The organism is Colwellia sp. MT41 (assembly GCF_001444365.1).
In the GTDB taxonomy this organism is placed as follows: Bacteria; Pseudomonadota; Gammaproteobacteria; order Enterobacterales; family Alteromonadaceae; genus Colwellia; species Colwellia marinimaniae.
In genome coordinates, this window is the sequence record NZ_CP013145.1 from 1,119,744 (window position 1) to 1,141,186 (window position 21,443).

Annotated in this window: 15 protein-coding genes; 9 read left to right on the top strand and 6 right to left on the bottom strand. The window is 38.3% G+C overall.

The window, feature by feature from the left end; translation table 11 throughout:
- The first annotated feature begins 21 nt into the window (after window positions 1–21).
- Entirely contained in the window at window positions 22–1,080 is a 1,059-nt protein-coding gene (gene sohB / locus CMT41_RS04780; protein ID WP_058026501.1) for a protease SohB, read from the top strand.
- Between the two features lie 206 nt (window positions 1,081–1,286).
- On the opposite strand, the gene CMT41_RS04785 is transcribed toward sohB, so the two are convergent.
- Window positions 1,287–2,630, bottom strand: a complete 1,344-nt coding sequence (locus CMT41_RS04785; RefSeq protein WP_058026502.1) for a dicarboxylate/amino acid:cation symporter — start codon at window positions 2,628–2,630, stop codon at window positions 1,287–1,289.
- 265 nt (window positions 2,631–2,895) lie between these two features.
- Here CMT41_RS04785 and CMT41_RS04790 point away from each other — a divergent pair, with 265 nt between their 5' ends.
- Window positions 2,896–5,232 carry an Ig-like domain-containing protein gene (locus CMT41_RS04790; protein ID WP_057180045.1) on the top strand — a complete coding sequence of 779 codons (2,337 nt, stop codon included), beginning with the start codon at window positions 2,896–2,898 and terminating at the stop codon, window positions 5,230–5,232.
- Window positions 5,233–5,302: 70 nt separating this feature from the next.
- Here CMT41_RS04790 and CMT41_RS04795 read toward each other — a convergent pair whose 3' ends face one another.
- Window positions 5,303–6,409: an arginase family protein gene (locus CMT41_RS04795; RefSeq protein WP_058026503.1), complete on the bottom strand. Its 1,107-nt coding sequence runs from the start codon at window positions 6,407–6,409 to the stop codon at window positions 5,303–5,305.
- A gap of 416 nt (window positions 6,410–6,825) precedes the next feature.
- Here CMT41_RS04795 and topA point away from each other — a divergent pair, with 416 nt between their 5' ends.
- The gene (gene topA / locus CMT41_RS04800) at window positions 6,826–9,543 is read left to right on the top strand and encodes a type I DNA topoisomerase (RefSeq protein ID WP_057180047.1); all 2,718 of its coding nucleotides are present in this window, start codon (window positions 6,826–6,828) and stop codon (window positions 9,541–9,543) included.
- 83 nt (window positions 9,544–9,626) lie between these two features.
- On the opposite strand, the gene CMT41_RS04805 is transcribed toward topA, so the two are convergent.
- Complete coding sequence (locus CMT41_RS04805) at window positions 9,627–9,971, bottom strand: ribosome recycling factor family protein (protein ID WP_257721033.1); 345 nt, start codon at window positions 9,969–9,971, stop codon at window positions 9,627–9,629.
- Between the two features lie 83 nt (window positions 9,972–10,054).
- A complete protein-coding gene (locus tag CMT41_RS04810; protein ID WP_057180049.1) occupies window positions 10,055–10,825 on the bottom strand; it encodes a FeoB-associated Cys-rich membrane protein in 771 nt (256 codons plus the stop codon).
- A 280-nt stretch (window positions 10,826–11,105) separates the two neighbouring features.
- Here CMT41_RS04810 and cysB point away from each other — a divergent pair, with 280 nt between their 5' ends.
- Both cysB and CMT41_RS04820 read left to right on the top strand, forming a co-directional pair.
- Window positions 11,106–12,080 (top strand): HTH-type transcriptional regulator CysB, encoded by a 975-nt coding sequence (gene cysB, locus CMT41_RS04815; RefSeq protein ID WP_057180344.1) that lies wholly within the window; start codon window positions 11,106–11,108, stop codon window positions 12,078–12,080.
- A gap of 642 nt (window positions 12,081–12,722) precedes the next feature.
- Window positions 12,723–13,565, top strand: coding sequence for an HDOD domain-containing protein (locus CMT41_RS04820; protein ID WP_057180050.1), 843 nt, complete (start codon window positions 12,723–12,725; stop codon window positions 13,563–13,565).
- A gap of 115 nt (window positions 13,566–13,680) precedes the next feature.
- Here the strand turns inward: CMT41_RS04820 and rdgC are convergent, their stop codons facing one another.
- Complete coding sequence (gene rdgC, locus CMT41_RS04825; RefSeq protein WP_058026505.1) at window positions 13,681–14,604, bottom strand: recombination-associated protein RdgC; 924 nt, start codon at window positions 14,602–14,604, stop codon at window positions 13,681–13,683.
- A gap of 76 nt (window positions 14,605–14,680) precedes the next feature.
- The gene (locus tag CMT41_RS04830) at window positions 14,681–16,420 is read right to left on the bottom strand and encodes a sensor histidine kinase (RefSeq protein ID WP_058026506.1); all 1,740 of its coding nucleotides are present in this window, start codon (window positions 16,418–16,420) and stop codon (window positions 14,681–14,683) included.
- Between the two features lie 493 nt (window positions 16,421–16,913).
- Here CMT41_RS04830 and CMT41_RS04835 point away from each other — a divergent pair, with 493 nt between their 5' ends.
- From CMT41_RS04835 to CMT41_RS04850, 4 genes are all read left to right on the top strand, one after another.
- Window positions 16,914–17,885: a porin gene (locus tag CMT41_RS04835; RefSeq protein WP_058026507.1), complete on the top strand. Its 972-nt coding sequence runs from the start codon at window positions 16,914–16,916 to the stop codon at window positions 17,883–17,885.
- A gap of 231 nt (window positions 17,886–18,116) precedes the next feature.
- Entirely contained in the window at window positions 18,117–18,812 is a 696-nt protein-coding gene (gene phoB / locus CMT41_RS04840; RefSeq protein WP_058026508.1) for a phosphate regulon transcriptional regulator PhoB, read from the top strand.
- A gap of 43 nt (window positions 18,813–18,855) precedes the next feature.
- Window positions 18,856–20,160: a phosphate regulon sensor histidine kinase PhoR gene (gene phoR / locus CMT41_RS04845; protein ID WP_057180055.1), complete on the top strand. Its 1,305-nt coding sequence runs from the start codon at window positions 18,856–18,858 to the stop codon at window positions 20,158–20,160.
- Between the two features lie 128 nt (window positions 20,161–20,288).
- Window positions 20,289–21,251 carry a PstS family phosphate ABC transporter substrate-binding protein gene (locus tag CMT41_RS04850; RefSeq protein ID WP_057180056.1) on the top strand — a complete coding sequence of 321 codons (963 nt, stop codon included), beginning with the start codon at window positions 20,289–20,291 and terminating at the stop codon, window positions 21,249–21,251.
- Window positions 21,252–21,443: the final 192 nt, after the last annotated feature.

Sequence of the window (21,443 nt, forward strand, 5' to 3'; positions counted from 1 at the left end):
AATTAATCCTCAGGAGTCCTCTTGGAATTTTTATACGAATACGGAATGTTTTTAGCAAAAACTGTTACTTTCGTTTTGGCGGTAATTGCCATTATCATAGCCATTGCTGGTGCCGCGATGAAACAGCAACACAAAAAAGGTGAATTGGAAATCACCAATTTGTCTGAGCAATTTATCGAGACCGAAGAAGATATTATTCATGCCTTATTAACCAAGGAAGAATATAAAGAAAAAGAAAAAGCCGATAAAAAATTAGCAAAAGAAAAAGCAAAGGCCGATAAAGCAAAAGCTAAGTTAGCTAAAGCGGGCGAAGCCGAAGAGCCAAGTAAAGCCCATGTATTTGTTATAGATTTTAACGGCAGTATTGATGCTAAAGAGGTCAGCTCGTTGCGTGAAGAAGTGACCGCGATACTGTCTGTGGCCAAACCGACAGATGAAGTATTTATTCGCTTAGAAAGTGGCGGCGGTATGGTGCACGGCTATGGTCTTGCTTCCTCGCAACTTGACCGTATTCGCCAGCATAATATTCCATTGACAGTATCAGTTGATAAAGTGGCTGCTAGTGGCGGCTATATGATGGCGTGTGTAGCTAATCATATTATTTGTGCACCCTTTGCGATTTTAGGCTCTATTGGTGTTATTGCGCAAGTGCCAAACTTTAACAAATTACTTAAAAAGCATGATATTGAATTTGAACAATTTACTGCCGGAGAGTTTAAACGCACAGTGACTATGTTTGGTGAAAATACTGAAAAGGGCAAAGCAAAGTTTATTGAAGAGTTAGAAGAAACTCATGTGTTATTTAAAAACTTTGTGAGTGAGCGCCGACCTAGCTTAGATATTGCTAAAGTTGCAACCGGTGAACACTGGTTTGGCACTACAGCACTAGAGCTTGGCCTCGTGGATAGCATCCAAACCAGTGATGACTACTTACAAGGGAAAAGTAAAAGTCATAAAGTTGTCGCGATTAAGTATGAAATTAAAAAAGGCTTGGCCGAGAAGTTTTCTAAAGCCGCTTCATTGTCGGCAGAAAGTTTTATTGGTAAGCTGCTGCAGCGCAACAACATCTTTCCAGGGTAATACGTCACTCAGTAAGTAGCCTCCACTCAAATCACTGGCGGGTGAACGTGGTTGTGCTAAATTGAATTTAGCCGTTGATAAGATAAAAAAAGCCTTGCTGAGTTTACCCAGTAAGGCTTTTTTGTTGACTAGTCGCCAGTTATAACATGACTCGGTAGCTATATTTACCTTATAGTTAAACGAGTTGTTAGTTATCTTTTACGTGTTTAAAGTCTACCATCGTCAATGTTTTGACCGGCTTTTGCATCTAAATACATTTCATGGTCAAACTGACCTTCACTCTTAGCAATCACCACACTTACCATGCTGTCGCCAGTAACATTGACGGCAGTACGAGTCATATCAAGTAAACGGTCAACACCTATAATTAGCGCAATACCTTCAACCGGTAAACCTACTTGTTCTAATACCATGGCTAGCATAATCAAACCAACACCGGGAACACCTGCCGTGCCAATTGAGGCTAAAGTCGCGGTAAGAACAACGGTTAAGTAGTCAGCCAAGGTTAAATCCTGAGCAAAGACTTGCGCAATAAATACCGTGGCGACACCTTGCATAATGGCTGTGCCGTCCATATTAATGGTGGCGCCTAGTGGTACAGTAAATGACGCTATAGAGTTCTTAACGCCCATCTTCTTCGTTGCGGTTTCTAAGGTAACTGGGATGGTGGCGTTAGAGCTGGCCGTCGAAAAAGCAAAAATAGCGGTATCACGCATCTTCTTTAAAAATATCAACGGGTTTAAACCGGTCAATAGTTTTAGAATAATAGGGTAAGTGACAAAAGCATGGATCAATAAGACAAAGAAGACCACAAAGAAGTATTTTATTAAGTTACCAAAGGTATCGAGTGATACTGAAGTAAATAAGGTTGCTAATAGTGCAAAGACGCCATAAGGAGCGATATTCATTAAGATAGAGACTAGGCGCATAATTACGACACTTAGATCTTCAAATAATGCAGCAATGCGGTCACCGGCTTTTCCTGACAGTGCTATGGCAATACCAAAGAGTAAGGCAAAAACAATTATCTGCAGCATATTACCTTCGGCAAAGGCAGCAAAAGGGTTGGTGGGGAACATTTGAATAATAACTTGCGCTAAAGAAGGTGCTTCTTTACTAGTAAAACTGCTATTCGCTACCATATTTACGCCTTCTCCCGGAGCAATAAGTAAGGCAACAAAAATAGCAAAGCTAATAGCGATGGCGGTAGTAGCGAGATATAAACCAATGGCTTTACCACCAATTCTGCCAAGTTTACTGATATCTTTTAATGAGCAAACCCCGCACACCAGAGAGACAAAAACCAGAGGCACAACTAACATACGCAAACTGGACATAAATATTTGCCCTATGACCTCTAAAACACCATCAACGAGAAAACCTTTCAGAGATAAATCAAAGAAATAAAGGTTGATGATTTTGTCAGAGCCATTTGGCATCAGCCACTGTAAGAATGTTCCTAATAAAATACCGGCAACCATACCGATAACAATACGGCTAGTTAAATTGGATTTTTTGAGGGCAGGGGAAGTTGTTTGTTCAATGGTCATAGTGTCTATGTTACTTCAGCTAGGTTGTAATTTAAGTGGTAATAATTAAATATCTATTACGAGTGAAATTTTAAAGGCTTAGACTAGCAATTATTGAAGGGATTAAAAACTACTTTATTATCTATGTTGCGAAAGTGGCAATAAGTAAATAATGGTTAACTCATTATAGGAATGTAACTTTTTTTTAAGAACAAGTACCTTTTTGTGATTTATAAGTTAATATGGTTAAAGTATGTAAAATTAAAAATAAATTTAGGGAAGCTTTATGCAGTTACTTCGACGTTTAAGTTTTACCATGTTACTGATGTCGTTAATGACTTTAGTTGCCTGTGGTGATGGTGATGGTGATCTAACCGGAGGGAGTGATGGCGATGGTGATACAACTGATGCCGTAACCTTAACGGTTACAAAATCCGATGGTGATTTATCAGCAGCAAACCACATAACTATTACTGCAACTGTTCTTGATAATGGCAGTGCAGTGGCTAATAAAACGGTTACCTTTACCTTTGCTGTCGAAGGCTCAGCCACCTTTGATCCCGTTGCAGGCACTGCAACAACGGATGCTAATGGTAATGCAAGTATCAATGTGAAAGTTACCGATATGAAAGGCTCGGTGAGTGTTATTGCTTCCTATGGAAGTGTGTCAGATGATATTAGCTTTGATAGCAAAGGGGATGGCGTAAAAGTTATTGTCGGCGAGCCAGTGGCCGCTTCTATTAGTTTATTTGCTAGCTCACAACAACTCGCTTCAAGTGGCGCTCAATCGATAGAGTTATTCGCCATTGCTAAAGATGAAAATAATAATTTGCTCGAAGGCGTAACTATTCAATTTTCACCAGATTCAGGCGAACTTGGAAATATACTTGATGAAAGCGGTGACAGTTCTAATAAAACGGGGCCTGATGGTAAAGTGACTAAGAAACTATCAACTCAAATTGACCCGAGTAATAGAGTTATCATAGTAACAGTAACCAGTGGTGATATTACTGACTCACTAGCAATTGAAGTTGTTGGTACTACCTTGACTTTAACTGGCTCTGCCTCTTTAGCGCTAAATGATGAAGCTAGTTTCATAGTTAATGTTTTAGACTCTGATGGTAATGGTGTTGCTCAAACCGTTGTAGCGGTATCTGCAAGTAACGTTGATGGAATAACTATTCCATCAAGTGTAACTACAGACTCAGAAGGACAGGCTACGGTAAAGGTAACCGGTACTACGGGTGGCACTAACACAATAATTGTTACTGCTCTTGGTACCTCGGCCAGTCAAGATGTTTCAGTGCAAGCGGATTCGTTCTTGTTCACTAGTTTTAGTAATGGCGTTAACACGGTTAATCCTGCAAATACGCCTATTGTTCCTGATGTTTCTTTAATACAAACTGCCTCGCTAACGCTAACTTGGCAAAGAGATGGTGCCCCAGTAGCTAATGGTACCGATGTAACCTTTACCACTACTCGAGGTGTATTTACGGATATCAGCGGGACCCCTATAACAGGGGATGCCAAAACCGAAACTATCGATGGTAAGGTGACTGTATATTTAAAATCTACTGACGCCGGTCAAGCAATAATTACATTTGTTGGCTCGGATACTGTTGATGGTAACGCTATTGAGTTAACCAATCAGCTTGAATTTGAATTTTTTGCCGATACCGCAGCTACTATTAATGCGCAGGCATCACCTAACTCTATTGGTCCTGATGAACAAAAATCCACCATATCCGTGGTGGTTAAAGATGCTGACGGTAACCGCGTTAAAAATAAAAGAATTCAGTTTGTTTTAGAGGATATAAGCGGAGGTTCTATTTTTCCAGCAACAGCAGTAACTAATAGTAGTGGTAGCGCTTCAACTATTTACACCTCTAATAGTACCTCAGCCAAAGACGCTGTTGCTATAACTGCTAGTGTTGAAGATAACTCAGACATTAAAGATACGGTAACCTTAACCGTTTCTGATCGTGAATTATTCATATCGTTAGGTACAGGTAATCAAGTTGAAGAGCTAGGTACTACTGATTACGTTAAAGAATATTCAATTTTTGTTATTGATGCGGAATCCAATGCCGTTGAGAATGTTGAACTGACAGTGTCTGCTATTCCACAAAGTTATTATAAAGGTTTTTGGATGCCAACTTATGATGGTGACGACTTTGTTGTCTGGGCTACAGCCGGTGCTGGCTCTCAATCAAAGCCTACCATATTGCTTGCAACGACTAAGTGTGGTAATGAGGATGCTAACTTTAATGGTATTTTAGATGGTGTTGGTACAGATGCTAGCGAAGACTTTAATAAAGATGGTCAACTGACTCCCAAGAATATAGTGTCAGTAAGTGGTTCATTTATCACTGACACCGACGGTCGCTCCGTTATAAGAATAATTTACCCACAAAGTTATGCTCATTGGTTAGATGTTAAACTTGTTGTTTCAGGTAAAGTGACGGGCAGTGAAAGCGCAACTCAAACTATTTTCACCCTACCCGTACTGGCTGCACATGTAACAAATGAAAAAATATCACCTCCTCATCAAGGTCTTGGGCATAGAGGGCCGTTTGGCCTATCAAATGTCTGTAGTGATAATGTAAGCCAAGATCCGCTTTAATTAAGGGAGATTACTTCTTTAAAAAGGCTCCATCAGGAGCCTTTTTTGATCTGATAATCTTAAAATAAAGCTATTTAGCCATCTCTGCCAGTAAAAAGGCTGAAATCTCAGCACCTACTTTTAAAGTCTTTTCTTGTCCAGCTAGCCCTTGCCCAGAGCTATCAGTAAAAGGAGCTATCTCCATCATATCAGCGCCTGTTATCGGGTATTTAGCCGCTAACGCACGCAATATATCCATGGCTTCACTTGGCATTAAACCATCGGGCTCTGGCGTGCCGGTGGCACTAGCATAGCTTTCATCAATGGCATCAATATCAAAGCTTACATACAGCTCATCAATATTCTCATCTTTAAGTTGGTTAAGAATATTATCTATGGTTTTACTAATACCTTGGGCTTTAATGTCTTTTGCCCAATGCTGTCTTACGCCAAAAGTCTCTTCCCAGTGACTTTGTGGTCTACCACTCGAGCGGATGCCTATTTGAATTAAATGATGTTTTTCATGTAAGTCATCTAAAATATGGGTACACCAAGAGCCGAAACATAAATCAATACCTAAACGTTCTACCAATAAATCGGTATGGGCGTCAAAGTGGATAATGGCAGCTCGTTTACCTTGCTGCTTCTTCGCTTGTAAGTAGGCTTTGGTTAACGGATAACTTACACTGTGATCACCACCAATACCAAAAATACCTTTTTCAGGGAATTCAGCATAAAAGTCATGTAAAACATCTTCAGTAATAGTTAATGGGCTAACAGCATATTTGCTGTGTTCATCTTGATAAAGTGCTTTGCGACAATTAGCTATTGTTGCTTCATTTAAATATTTGTCAGCAAGTAAATGTGGAATAACACGAATATCACCCATGTCAAAAGCGGTCAATTCGGGGTAGTTCTCTAGTAAATTAGCACGTAAAAATAACGGCCCCCAATTAGCGCCACGTAAAATACCGCCACCACAATCGGACGCTATACCTAAAATAATCGCTTTAGATGCGTCTGGCAGCTTATTTAACGATGCTTTCCATAAATCATCAACACCAACCGCTTGTCCGAAAATAGTTTGATGTAATTGCTCCTTACGCTCTTTAGCGGTATTTACGGTAAATACGCCGTTGCCCGGAGGACACAAACAATTGCTAAGTTTGTGATAAAATTCCGATGTAATAGTTGTCATTTGAAGTCTCTGTTTGATTGTTTACTTGGATCATCAGTTGATGCAGGTGACCCTTAATACGTTCATAAATTAAATTTTTTAACAATATGCTCTTATGTTTTATTGTAAAGTCTATTATGATTGCCGCTAAAAATAGGCAAGGTGTGCCTTAGCGCACAGTGTTATCAATAAATGCCTATTATAGCTAAAACCCCTATGTGGGTGAATAGCATTCCCTGATAAGAAAATAATTACTTGTCAGTTTGCATATTTATAGATATACCTATAGATAGTTATGCAGAGAATAATTTTTAAATAAGATGTTTTTTTTATCGCTAGCAAGGTCATAACAAGTACGCTCGCACTTTGTTAACTAAATTAGCGTTTGAATAAAAAGGCAAAAATAATTTGCCTTTTTCGAAGGATTATAAATTTTTATGGCAAAATCACTGGTTATTGTCGAGTCGCCAGCCAAAGCGAAAACAATTAATAAATATTTAGGTAAAGACTTTATTGTAAAGTCGAGTGTTGGTCATGTCCGTGATCTGCCACACAGTAGTACAGGTAAAAAAGTTGCTGCTAAGTCTCCGGCTGAAGTGCGCAAGATGGCGCCCGAAGCAAAAGCTAAATACAAAGCTAAGCGTGATAAACAAGCGCTGGTTAATCGTATGGGTATTGATCCAGAGAATAACTGGGCGGCAAATTATCAGATACTGCCAGGAAAAGAGAAAGTTGTTAGTGAACTGCAAAAACTGGCAGAAAAAGCTGACATTATCTATCTCGCGACCGATTTGGATCGCGAGGGAGAGGCGATTGCTTGGCATTTGAAAGAGATTATAGGTGGCGATGAGAAAAAATTTCGTCGTGTTGTTTTTAATGAAATAACCGAAAGCTCAATTCAACAGGCGTTCTCAACTCCCGGTGAATTGAGTATGCCGGGTGTTAATGCCCAACAAGCTCGACGATTTTTAGATCGCGTGGTTGGCTTTATGGTTAGCCCGCTGCTATGGAAAAAAGTTGCTCGTGGCCTATCAGCTGGGCGAGTTCAATCGGTCGCGGTGAAACTCGTGGTTGAGCGTGAACGTGAAATTAAAGCGTTTGATCCCAAAGAGTTTTGGGAAATAGCTGCTGATACTCATGCCAGCACTGGCGAAGCATTAGCGTTAGATGTTACTCATGAAAATGGCAAAGCATTTAAACCAACCAATAAAGCGGATACTGATAAGGCTCTAGCGATACTTAACAGCGCCGACTATGCGGTAAGTAAGCGAGAAGATAAACCGTCTAAAAGTACGCCGTCGGCACCATTTATCACCTCCACACTACAGCAAGCAGCAAGTACTAAGTTAGGTTATGGCGTAAAGCGTACCATGGGCTTAGCGCAACGTTTGTATGAAGCGGGGCATATTACTTATATGCGTACTGATTCAACTAATTTAAGTAAAGACGCAGTAGAAATGTGTCGTAGCTATATTAGTGATAATTTTGGTGATAATTATTTACCGGATAAAGCTAAGGTGTATGGCTCAAAATCTGGCGCTCAAGAGGCGCATGAAGCTATTCGTCCCTCTAATGTAAAACTAGTTGGTGCTTTCATTGAAGGTGTTGATGCAGATGCTAAAAAACTATACGAGCTGATTTGGCGCCAATTTGTTGCCTGTCAAATGACAGCAGCGCGCTACGCTGTTAGTACACTAACCATAAGTGCCGCTAGCTTTGATTTGAAGGCCAAAGGTCGGGTTATGCAGTTTGATGGTTGGACCAAAGTTCACCCACAATTAAGTAAAGGTGATGATAAACATTTACCAGATTTGAAAGTCGGCGAAACACTAACATTAGATAACTTAGCTGCAAGCCAGCACTTTACTAAACCCATTGCTCGTTTTGGCGAAGCATCTCTGGTTAAAGAATTAGAAAAACGCTCAATTGGCAGGCCATCAACGTATGCGTCTATTATCTCAACCATACAAGATAGAGGCTATGTACGTTTAGATAAAAAACGCTTCTATGCTGAAAAAATGGGTGAAATAGTCTCCGATAGTTTATCAATTAGTTTCGAAAAACTAATGAGTTATGATTTTACTGCCAATATGGAGCAAGAGCTTGATGGTATAGCGGAAGGTAAGCTCAACTGGAAAGATGTACTTGATGACTTTTACAAAAACTTCAGTAAAAAGCTAGCCATTGCTAATCTAGAGTCTGCTGATGGTGGTATGCCAAATAATAACCCAGTATTAACGGATATTGATTGCCCTACCTGTCAACGTAAAATGGGTATTAGAACGGCTTCTACTGGGGTGTTTTTAGGTTGCTCAGGTTATGCCTTACCACCGAAAGAGCGTTGCACTACAACAATGAACCTAACGCCCGGTGAAGAAGCGGTTAGTGTGCTAGCTGAAGATCAGGAAACTGAAGCATTAAGAGCTATGCATCGTTGTACAAAGTGTAATACCGCAATGGACAGCTATCTTATCGATGAAACCAGAAAGTTACATGTATGTGGCAATAACCCTATTTGTGATGGCATTGAAGTTGAGCAAGGGACATTTAAAATTAAGGGCTATGATGGTCCTATTTTGGAATGTGACCGTTGTGAAGCAGAGATGGAGTTAAAGTCGGGTCGTTTTGGCAAGTATTTTGATTGTACCAATAGCGAATGTAAAAATACCCGTAAATTATTAGCCAGTGGTGAAGCTGCGCCACCTAAAGAAGACCCGGTACAGTTACCTGAACTAGAGTGTGAGAAGTCTGATGCACATTTTGTCCTTCGTGATGGCGCTGCGGGAATCTTTTTAGCCGCGCATACTTTCCCTCGCTCTCGGGAAACCAGAGCACCGAAAGTGGCTGAGCTAAAACGCTTTAGAGATAGAATTTCAGAAAAATTCTATTATTTAGCTGATGCACCAGCAGAAGATAATGAAGGGAATTTATCGGTAGTACGTTATAGCCGTAAAACTAAAGAACAGTATGTTATGACCGAGATTGCTACTGATGAAGGCAAGCCCAAAGCAACAGGCTGGACCGCAAAGTATATTGACGGCAAATGGGTCGAAGATATTCCTAAGAAGAAAGTAGCGAAAAAGAAAGCTGCGAAAAAACCAGCAGCTAAAAAAACGGCAACTAAAGCTAAGAAAGAAGATACAAAATCAGCCTAGAGAATTTATTCTAGTTTGAAGACAAAAATAGATACCAAGTGGTATCTATTTTTTTATCTGTATTTTAAGTCCAGTTCAGTGCGTTAATCTAGTTGCTCTAATTCATCTAATACTTTTCTTGCTTGTGCCAAAGTACAGTCTGTTTGTGCCATTAAAGCGGTGACAGTAACCTGGTCCAGTCGAGCAGCAAGCTGTAAAAGGTTTTCATGGCTTAAGTATTTATATTCTTTTCTAAGTAGCTTGGCAAGCCACAGCCAACTATCTTCATGCTCTTGCTCGATAAATTCAACGATGGCTTGTAATTGATTAAAATTAGCTTTTAGTTGCCAATTCCTTGAGCGGCCAATACGGCTTAGTTCACCGCCTAATTGTCTTATATGAGCTTTTAAGATGTATGCTTTCATCGTGCGTCGAAGAAAGCTCGGCAAGCTAATGCTGTTGATTGTTGCTATGGGGATTTATGTCTTGAATAGTAAGAAATAAGCCAGCTATATGCTGGCTTATAAATAATTTACCACTTTTTCTTCGGTTGGAATAAAATATCTAATTCGCTTTCTTCACTTTTTGCTTTCTTCGCCGCATCTTTAGCATTGGTGTGTTTCAAGGCATCAGTAATGTCTTCTAATTTTTGTGAAATTTCTGCATGCTTTGCGGTAACATAATCATTTTTAACTGGGCTATTGATTAACGTTTGTAAGGCTTTCTCAAAATATTGTCTGGCAGAGCCAAGCATCTCTTTATTAAAAGCTTGGCTACCACGCTTAATTAAACTTTCTATATTAATTTTTAGTTGCATGGCCGCTAATCGTTGATCTTCTGCCGTAAAAGTCTGTGCATCTAAAGCACCTTTGCTTTGCTCCGATTTAATTACAACGCGTAATTTTTTTATACACTGTAAAATGCCAACCAGTTGCTGCTCATTATCGGGTAAGATAAAACTATCGTCCATGTCAGTCTGATTATCAGCTAGGTCTTCCGATGCTTTTAATCGAGACTTTAATTCTTGAGCTCTTTTTTTTATGCCTTTGACTTCAGGCATAAGTTCTTGCATCGTTTTAGCGGCATTTAAGCTGCGGCGGTTTAATATCTTGACGATAGTAGGGTTACTAGGTAGGTTTGCCAAATTGAAAATCAACTCTTCATTTTCATCAATAATCGCTTTTTGTTTGGCGACTTTAATGCGTTTTTCAGCTTCTATTTTTTCTTTATGTTGTTGTATTGAGGTTACCACCACAACAAAAACAATTAAGGCGATAATTAACCCAACAATAATAGCAATCATCTAAGATTCTCTTGAATAAATAAACTACTAAGCAGTTTACAAAAAATGTTTTGTTTAGCATAGAGCTAGTTGCATATTTAGTTTAAAAACTGCTGAAAAAAGTGGATTTATAACAGACAGTTTAGCGGAGTGAAAATATTATTTGTTGAATTTAGCCGAAGTGGTAATTTTTATTTACAAAAATCAATAAATTATTATGGAATAAATGATTGATTAAGTATATTATTTTAGTATAAGAACGTTACCAACCTTGCATTTATTAATGCTATTGAGTATTTATATGAAGTTACAGCAACTGCGCTACATCGTTGAAGTATTAAACAATAATTTAAATGTTTCTGCCACAGCAGATAGTTTGTTTACTTCTCAGCCCGGTATATCTAAACAAGTAAGAATGCTTGAAGACGAGTTAGGTATTCAAATATTTGGTCGTAGCGGTAAGCATCTAACTCATGTCACGGAAGCCGGTCAAGATGTCATTGATATTGCAACGCAAATCCTGTCAAAAGTCGAAGCTATCAAAGCCGTTGCCCGCGAGCATACTCAGCCGGATGAAGGTAAATTACGCATTGCTACCACACATACACAAGCTCGTTATGCTTTACCTGATGTTATTCAGGGCTTTATTAAAAAATATAGTAAAGTTTCATTGCAAATGTCTCAAGGCACGCCCGCGCAAATAAGTGACGCGGCCGCTAAAGGCGATGCAGATTTCGCCATAGCAACAGAGTCGTTACACTTGTACAACGATTTAGTCATGTTGCCTTGCTATCATTGGAATCGGAGTATTATTGTTCGTCCTGATCATCCTTTAGCGAACAAAAAAGATATTACCATAGCCGATATTGCTAAATATTCGCTGGTGACTTATGTTTTTGGCTTTACCGGCCGTTCTGAGCTCGATGCTGCCTTTGATGCCGCTGGAGAAAAACCTCAAATTGCTTTCACAGCGACAGATGCTGACGTGATTAAAACCTATGTGCGTTTAGGTATTGGTGTCGGTGTGATTGCTTCCATGGCTATTGATAAACGTATCGATAGCGATCTTGTGGTCATTGATGCGAGTCATTTATTTAAAGCGAGTACAACTAAAATCGGTTTTAGGCGAGGCAGTTTTTTACGTGGTTACATGTATGACTTTATTGAGCGATTTGCTCCACATCTAACTAAAGATATTGTCACTCGTGCTATGTTATTGAAAAATAACCATGAGGTTGACGAATTCTTAGCGGATATTGAGTTACCGACACGTTAAGATGATTTAGTAACACTGGCAATAATAGCTTATTGCTAGCGTTACTCGCATCATGGCGGTTAACAGCCAGAAAACCTTATCAATTTTCAGTCAGCTCTTCGCTATGCTCGACATCAATTTTTACACCATCAATTGCGCAAACACCTACCCAGCTAGGTATTTTGTAATGACCTAGTCATTCAGTATCTATATCTAGATCTATATCTGTTTCAGAAATATTAGCCCCATATATAGTGTAACCAAGGTAATTAGCCTGTCCTAATTTTTATCGTGGTAGCATTGCATGAGTTTAAAATTCACATTTCCCTTAAAAAATCGCAATATCTTTAAGAAAAGTTTTTACTGCAATGATGCTAGCTTCTTCAAGCTAGCAGTGGGAGAAAGACGTTCAGGTTAACTAGTATGAAAGTATAAAGACGCAATAAAATAGGCGGGAAACTATACTCATTAGTGATTATCGCCACTATTTTGAATCAAGATAAGTGTAAACTGTATCAATGTTAACCTTGCTTTAACGAGCGTTGTGCGGTTCATTGCTTAAGGGGGAAATAAAAAATATTCTTGCTATTAAGTTGAAATATATTAATTTTTAGAAAATGTGCTACTTTTAATGTTAAGCACAATAAAAATAAAGGTGGATTTATGGCAACTGAAAATGCCCTGTATACTATTTTGACTGAAAAAATAAAACAAGACACCCTTGTACTGCCGACCTTACCAGAGATAGCATTAAAAGTAAGAAGTGCTGCCGATGATCCTGATATTAACTTGCATGAAATGAGTGATATTATTGCTCAAGACCCAGCATTATCTCTAGGTATGCTTAAAGTGGCTAATAATGCTATTTTAGGACGAAGTATAAAAGTTGAAACGGTTCCACAAGCAGTAACTCGTATAGGCTTAAGGCAGATAAAAAGTATTGCCACGGCGATGGCAATTGAGCAGGTATTTGTATCACATAATGATGTGGTAACCATGTATATGAACAAAGCTTGGTTAAAAACCATTGATATTGCTTCGGTGGCGGTAAGTTTAATGGCTATGTATTTAAAAGAGCATAAACATACTTCACTTTCTTTAGATACTATTACCTTGGCGGCACTTGTACATAATATTGGCGTATTACCAATTTTAACTGAGGCTGAAAATCACCCCGATATTTTTGCTAATCCGACTTTTTTGAAGCAAGCCATTATTAAGTTATCTGGGCGAATTGGCGGAGATATCACCCGCAGTTGGGGTTTTTCTGAGGAGTTTACTCTCTTGGCAGAAAGTTGGAGCGACTTAACGATTTTACCTACCGAGGTACACTATTTAGATTTCATTCGTGCTGGGGCTATTTATCATAATGTCTTTAAAAATGAGTCAACTAAAGAGGCACTGTTAAGCAGTTATACTAAGAAAGGAATCTTACCTGATGTGGATTACATGGACAGTGATGAATTCAAAGAAAAATGTGATGCGGTAAGAGCTATGTTTATTTAGCTAGTCAATATTTTATATAAAAGAAAGTGGTGTCATTGAGTATAAGAAGAGGGCGATATAATATCGCCCTCAATGGTGTCAATTAAATTTTAAGGCACTCTTGTAAGGCACAATATTAATCTTTTTCTAGAGGATCCGTTGTTTTCATGGAAAATTCAGCTAAAAGATCGATAATAAAACGGTTTAGCTCGCCAGCCATTAAGGCAAAATCAGCGTCAAGTTTAGCGACTACGTCATCGCTATCAATATCATCATTTTTTTCTTGTATAACATCAAAAAACTTAATTCGCTTAATGGCTAAATCATCACATAAAATAAAGGATAAAGATTCATCCCATTCTAGGGCTATTTTAACCACGTATTTATCCGCATCTAAATGCGCTTGAATTTCATCTCCTATTAGATCTTGATTTTTTACCCTAACTACCGCGCCATCATCACCTAAAGCGTTAAATTCGGCTTCCATACCTAAAGTAAACTTGCCACCTAAACTTTTTTCGCTTAGCCAAGTTGTCATGGTTTCATCGACACAAATATCAGGATCAAAGCTGGTCACAGGCAAGGTGCCAAGTACTTTACGTAATAATGCTAATAAATCTTCTGCTTTACCACGTGAACTTGAATTAATGACAATGATATTATTTACTGGGCTGATATAAGCGTGTGTATCGGTAATACGGGAAAAAGCACGAGGCAGTAATTCGAATATAATATCTTCTTTAAACTGCTCCCGCTCTTTTTTTGTAGCGCCGCGGCCTTGCTCTTGTTCAAGTAAATTAACCTTCTGTTCTACCATATCTTTGATAACAGGCGCTGGAAGTATTTTTTCTTCTTTACGAGCGCAGATTAAAAAATTATCGCTGGCGCTATGAACACTCGAGTCACCATGCTTGCCTAAAGCATTAATCCAACCAAAGTGTGCTAGTTCTGTCGAGCCTAATGGAGTAAATAGGTGTTCCGATAAGTGTTTTTCTAAGTCTTCCTCTGACCATTCAAATGGGCGAGTAAAGGCAAAAAAGTATAGGTTTTTAAACCACATAAGTAATTCCTAGGCTGATAAGGGCGTATTTTGGCGATTATCATACCTGAATTATGCTATTTAGGCAGCAAGCTTTTTAACTATACCTCATATCTGGGAAGGTGATGCGATACCTTAAACCTTTACCTTCTGCAGAATATACATCGATAGAGCCATTAAGGGTGTCTATGACAAGATTTTTGATAATATGAGTGCCTAAACCGGTACCCCCGTTGTTTGCTTGAGTGGTGTAAAATGGCTCAAATATCCGCTCAAGCTGCTGCTCATTAACCCCGACACCATTATCACGATAAAGTATCACTAGCCTTTGCTGTTCTACGGCAATATCAATAGTCATTTCACCGCGGTTAATATTTGGAAAACCATGAGAAATAGAATTGATAATTAAATTGATAATAATTTGCGCTATAGCCCCTGGGTGGGTATATATTTCAATATGTGGATCGCAATGAACTTTGATACTATGGTTGGTTTTCTTTAATTTAGGATGAATTGAATGAATAATTTCATCAAGGTATTTAGCAACATTGATTAATCTCACTTTGTCATTAGTTTGATCAACAGCGACCTGTTTAAAGCTGGTGATCAATTCTGCTGCTCTTTGTAAGTTATTTGAAAGTAGTTCAACACATTGCCCAGCATTATCAATAAAGCTGTCGATAGTACGTTTAGACAGTTTTTGCGCATTGATGTCTTGTTGAAATTTATGGATGATATCTGAGAGGTAACTTGCTGAGGTAATACTAATACCAATGGGGGTATTAATTTCATGAGAAACTTCAGCACTCAGCAAGCCCAGTGAGGCCATTTTTTCGGCTTCTAACAGCCTATCTTGAGCTCTACTCAATTCTATTATCGAAATTTTTAAATCTTTATTGGTCGTGATTAACGTGGTTTCGGTTTTACGGCGACGGTTGTTTTCTGCTTTTAACTGATGCTGCTGAGCCAACATATCCTTTTGTTGTACTTCCATTCGTAATAAGGTGCGGCTTAACGTCGACGTTTTTCTTGCCACCTCTTGTTCAAGTAACAAGTTTTGCTCATCTAATTTATCATTGGCTAAATTTGTTTCTCGTTGCGATAATGCCAGCTTGTCTTTAAATGCAACCAGCTCATCGATAAGGTTGTTATAAGCATCTTCTAGGACATTCAGCTCATTTCTTTCATTATTCATACTATGAAATTTAGACGCTTCAGGGTCATGTAAATCAAGTTGCTTCATTTGGTCGGTGAGCTCTTGTAGAGGCTCAGTTAATAACTTGGTAAAAGCCAATGAGAATAAAAAGATCAAAAACGCCGTTTTTACAATAGCGTTGCCGATAAGAAAGTATATGCCTACTTCTATCCGACCAAATATAACATCATTACTCGATAATAAAGTAACGGTACCAACGGTAGTTGTTCGGCCTGAAAATTCAAATATTAATGGGAAAGAGTGTCCAAATAAACCTTCACTAATAGAGCTTATACTTTGATGTTCGCTATAGCTTTCTTGGGCGGTTGAGGACAGGGTAAGTACTTCGCCAAGTTGAGTGATAACTTTATTAGCTTCATCCGTTACTGTGATTCCCTTAATCATAGGGATGGCGATTAGGCCTTCAGATATATCAATAGCTTGTTGGGTATTAAGCTCCCAAACTGCGCGAGTTAAACTGCCACTAATGGTTTTCTGTAAGGTCAGTAGCTCACTATTGATATGACTCTTGGTATTAAAATATTCAGCAATAATTTGAATGCCCGTAACACTGAAGGTCAAAATAAAATAAACAGAGAGTACTTTTGATAGCAGCTTACGAGATATACTGGTTATTTTCATATCAGTTATCTTTTAGGTGATTTATAGGAGCTTATTGTTAATTCTAGTAAATCAATTTTAAAAGTGCGCGAAATTAAAATTTATGGTCTAAAATTATGTTAATTAGTTAATTTATCCAATTGAAACATTATTTTATATAAATAGATACTATGGCAGTTAGAGGTGTTATTTATAAAGTTAATCTTACGGTTGTAATAAAAGTGCAATAAAGATCTTGTAGGCTACTCACTATTAATCAGTCATCTTACTCCCCATTTATTATTTAGATATACTCGTGAAACAGATTAAAGCCTTAGGGCAATAACGATTTGTTTTCTATTAACTATGCCAATGTTTGCAGCCGATAAAGTGCTAACGAAAGCCTAAGGCAATAAAATGAGTTATCTGTTTTTATGGGAAGTTTACTATTTTTATTATAAGAAACGGAAGAAAAAATCGCCATATTATAATAATCAAACAGTCATTAATAACTAATAACTCAAGGTTTAACAAAATGAATTTTTCTAAAAAAGTACTACTAGTCTCAATGTTTTATACTGCGACTGTACCTGCCATGGCTGCATCTGTAGATATTTATGGTAGAGCTGATGTTTCAGTACAATCATCAGATGATGGTGATGGTAGATTTACTGAAATTAAAAGTAATGCCTCACGACTTGGTTTTAAAGGCACTCATGAACTAAGTGAAGGTCTAGAGGTGGTATATAAAGCTGAATTTGAAGTGGATATAGATGGCGATGGCGAGACCTTTAAGACGCGTAATCAATATATCGGCTTACGTGGTTTTTTTGGTGAAGTTTTACTCGGTAAAAACGACACCATGTTAAAGCAGTCACAAGGTAAAGTGGATATATTTAGTGATTATAATGGTGATATCAAACACCTTTGGGTAGGTGAAAACCGTTTAAGTGATACTATTAGTTATAAATCGCCCAAATTTAAGGGTTTACAGTTTGGTCTGACTTATATGGCTGAAGACGCAGTATATTCTGATGAAGAGAAAACCATTAAGGCTGAAGATGCTTATTCTATGGCAGTATTTTACGGTGATAAAAATTTAAAAAAATCAAATATCTATGCTGCAGTTGCCTTTGATTCTGATGTCAAAGGAAAATCAAAAGATGGCGCAGTTTCAGGGCACTTTGAAACCATGCGCGTTACCGTGTCAGGTAAAATTGCCGGTGTCACCTTAGGTTTAATGTTGCAAAACCAAGAAGAAATTGCAACGGGTGCTGAAATGGATGGTGTGATGGTTTCAGCCAAATATTCTTTTGATAACATTACCTTAAAAGGGCAGTTTCAAGCAGCAGATCATAAAGTCGGTGACAGTCGTAATGGCATAACTGCGGGTATAGATTACAAACTTGCGAAAAGCACTAAACTTTATGTTTTTTATACTAGTTTTGATTTAGATAGCGCCAATGATGAAGATTATTTAGCTGCGGGTATTCAGTATAAGTTCTAAATTTTAATAGTATTGTTAATGCTTAGTTAATAATTATCAGTTAAAAGTCGCGTCAGCGGCTTTTTTTGTGTCTATAGGCTTGCTAAAGCATTAAGTTTGCTTGATAATTTTCTTTTTGTCATAAAACTGTCACTTAACTTCGGCACAATAAGCTATCGAGTATGACCGTTTGTTAATATTAGTTTACTAGCAGAAGGTTCCATCAGTTATTCATATTATTAGGATGTATACATGAGTCGGAATATATTAGTCGTTGAGGATGAAACCCCTATCAGGGAAATGATTTGTTTTGTATTAGATCAAAATGGCTTTAATGCTATTGAGGCTTGTGATATCGAGCAAGCCCTAGCTAAAATTCATGAACCCTACCCTGATTTAATATTACTTGACTGGATGTTGCCTGGTGGCACCGGTGTATCCTTGGCAAAAAAACTAAAGCAAAATGAATACACTCGTAACATCCCTATCATTATGCTAACAGCCAGAAGTGATGAAGATGATAAAGTAAAAGGTTTTGAGGCAGGAGTTGATGACTATGTGACTAAACCTTTTTCCCCTAAAGAGCTTATTGCCCGTATTAAAGCCGTTATTCGTCGTGTTTCACCAACGTCTCTTGAAGAGGAAGTTGACTTTCATGGTCTCAAGCTCGATCCCGTTTCTCATCGTGTTGCCATCAACGGAAGGAGTTTGGATCTAGGGCCGACCGAGTTTCGATTATTACACTTTTTTATGACCCATACTGAAAGAGTATATTCACGAGAACAGTTACTTGATAATGTCTGGGGCACCAATGTTTATGTGGAAGATCGAACGGTTGATGTGCACATAAGGCGTTTGCGTAAAGCTATTTCAGGAGAAGGTCATGATGATTTTGTTCAAACTGTACGCGGTGCAGGTTACCGCTTTTCTAGTAAATTAAAGAAGTAAACATTCTATGGTTTTTTTGATGTTACAAAGTAATTAGGCAAGCATGTATTTTCGTTTATCTTTTAAAAACATAGTTTCTCGTTTCTTCGCCATACTGATTGCCAGTGCTTTTGTCGGCTGGTTATTTGACCTTGTGCTGTTAGTTATGCTTGCCAGCAGCATATTTTTATTACTATGGCATTACCATCATCTCTTTAAATTAATTAAGTGGCTATGGCAATCTAAGGCATTGTCTCCGCCGCAAGCAAATGGTGTATGGGGCTATTTATATGATGGTCTATATCGTCAAGTGAAACAGCAACGTAATAAACAAAAGCAGCTCAATGAAAAAATCCGCCGTTTCCGTGATGGTGCTGAAGCACTGCCCGATGCGGCATTAATGTTATCAGAAGAATTAACCATCGAGTGGGGTAACAAAAAAGCACAGCGGCTTTTGGGGGTTAGATGGCCGGATGACTTTGGTCTGCGCATAGATAACTTGTTACGCGCGCCAGAATTCGCTGATTACTTAGCCTTAGAAAATTTTGAGTCTCCTTGCCTGTTAATTTCTCCTCTACACCCAGCAGTACAATTAGAGATACGTATTATGGCGTATGGCAGCGAGCATGTGCTCCTCTTGGCAAGAGATATTTCTAATATTCAGCGTTTAGAAGATATGCGTCGAGATTTTGTTGCCAACGTCTCCCATGAACTAAAAACACCTTTAACCGTCGTTCGCGGTTATGTTGAAATGATCCAAGCTTCAAAGGCTTCATTTGAGCCTCATTGGCAAAAAGCATTTCAGACTATTGAAGAGCAAGTATCTCGCATGGATCGTCTGGTTGAACAATTACTCAATCTAGCGAAAATAGAGAATAATAGTAATGATGAAAAACAATGGGTAGATATGGCGCAATTAATTACTACCTTGGTTGATGAGGTCGCTTGGCTTAATCAGGATAAACAGCATGCAATTACGTTAGATATTAGCAGTAATGTTAAAATTTGGGGTGCTGAAACTGAGCTTAAGAGTGCTTGTGCTAATCTTTTATCTAATGCTATTGCCTATACTCCGCCCAATGGCTGCATCAAGGTTAGTTGGCAGTTACAAGACGATAAAGCTATTTTTTCCGTTAAAGATAACGGTGATGGTATTAAACCTGAACATGTAAATCGATTGACCGAACGCTTTTATCGTATAGATAAGTCCAGATCTAGAGATACAGGTGGCTCTGGTTTAGGCTTAGCAATAGTGAAGCATGTTTTACAACACCACCAAGCTGAATTGGTTATTAATAGTCATTGGGGTAAAGGCAGTGAATTCTCAATTTGTTTTGATCAAAGTACTTTGTCGGATACTGCGCGCTAGCTAAGATTGAAGGTGAATATTACTTTATAGTTACCGTCATAATTTTGTCATAAAACATCTATATAACTGTCATGTTAACTTCGTATAGTGTGCATAATCAATCAGTTCAAACTCTTATTGGAGACACCATGAGTTTTAAAAAAATTTTAAGTATTATTAGTTTATCAAGTCTAGTTAGTTTCTCTGCTCTCGCGCTCGATGACAACTTACCAGAATATAAAAAAGTTAGCGGTATATCGGGCAATGTATCTTCAGTTGGCTCTGATACATTAGCCAATATGATGACTTTTTGGGCCGAAGAGTTTAAGCGTACTTATCCAAACGTGAATATACAAATTCAAGCCGCCGGTTCCTCAACTGCGCCACCGGCATTGACTGAAGCCACAGCAAATTTAGGGCCGATGAGCCGTAAAATGAAAATGCGAGAAATTGAATCTTTTCAAAAACGCTATGGTTATAAACCTACTAGAGTTAGAGTCGCTATTGATGCTTTAGCTGTTTTTGTTCATAAAGATAATCCGTTAAAAGGGCTAACAATCGCTCAAGTCGACGCTATATTCTCAAACAATCGTAAATGCGGAGCTAATAAAGATATTGACCGTTGGGGAGACCTTGGTTTATCAGGAGCTTGGACAGGCAAAGATATACAATTATATGGTCGAAATTCTGTTTCGGGTACCTATGGCTACTTTAAAAAGAAAGCGTTATGTAAAGGGGACTTTAAAAATAGTGTCAATGAGCAACCTGGTTCAGCATCGGTCGTTCAATCCGTATCAGCCTCACTGAACGGTATTGGTTACTCAGGTATAGGTTATCGTACCTCTGGAGTCCGAGCTTTACCTTTAGCTAAAAAAGGCAAAAACTATATTGAAGCTAATATGGAAAATGCCATTTCAGGAAAATATCCGTTATCGCGATATTTGTATGTATATGTAAATAAACATCCTAATAAGTCGCTGCCACCTATGGAAGCTGAATTTTTAAAAATGATACTGTCTAAATCAGGTCAAGCCATTGTTGAAAAAGATGGCTATATCCCCTTGCCAAGTGCCGTTGCGGCAAAAGAGTATAAAAAGCTCGGCTTGCTATAATATTCACCAAGGGTACTTTTTTGATAAAGCGAACTTTTAACTAAGTTCGCTTTTTTTATTTTCTCTCTCTCTGGTATAACCCCTACAATATGTACTACTTCTTGTCAGTTACTTTAGCCGCGGTTAAAATATAGATAATTATTATGTTTCATTGATATAATGTAAAACAGCTTTTGTTGTTGCTTATTTGAA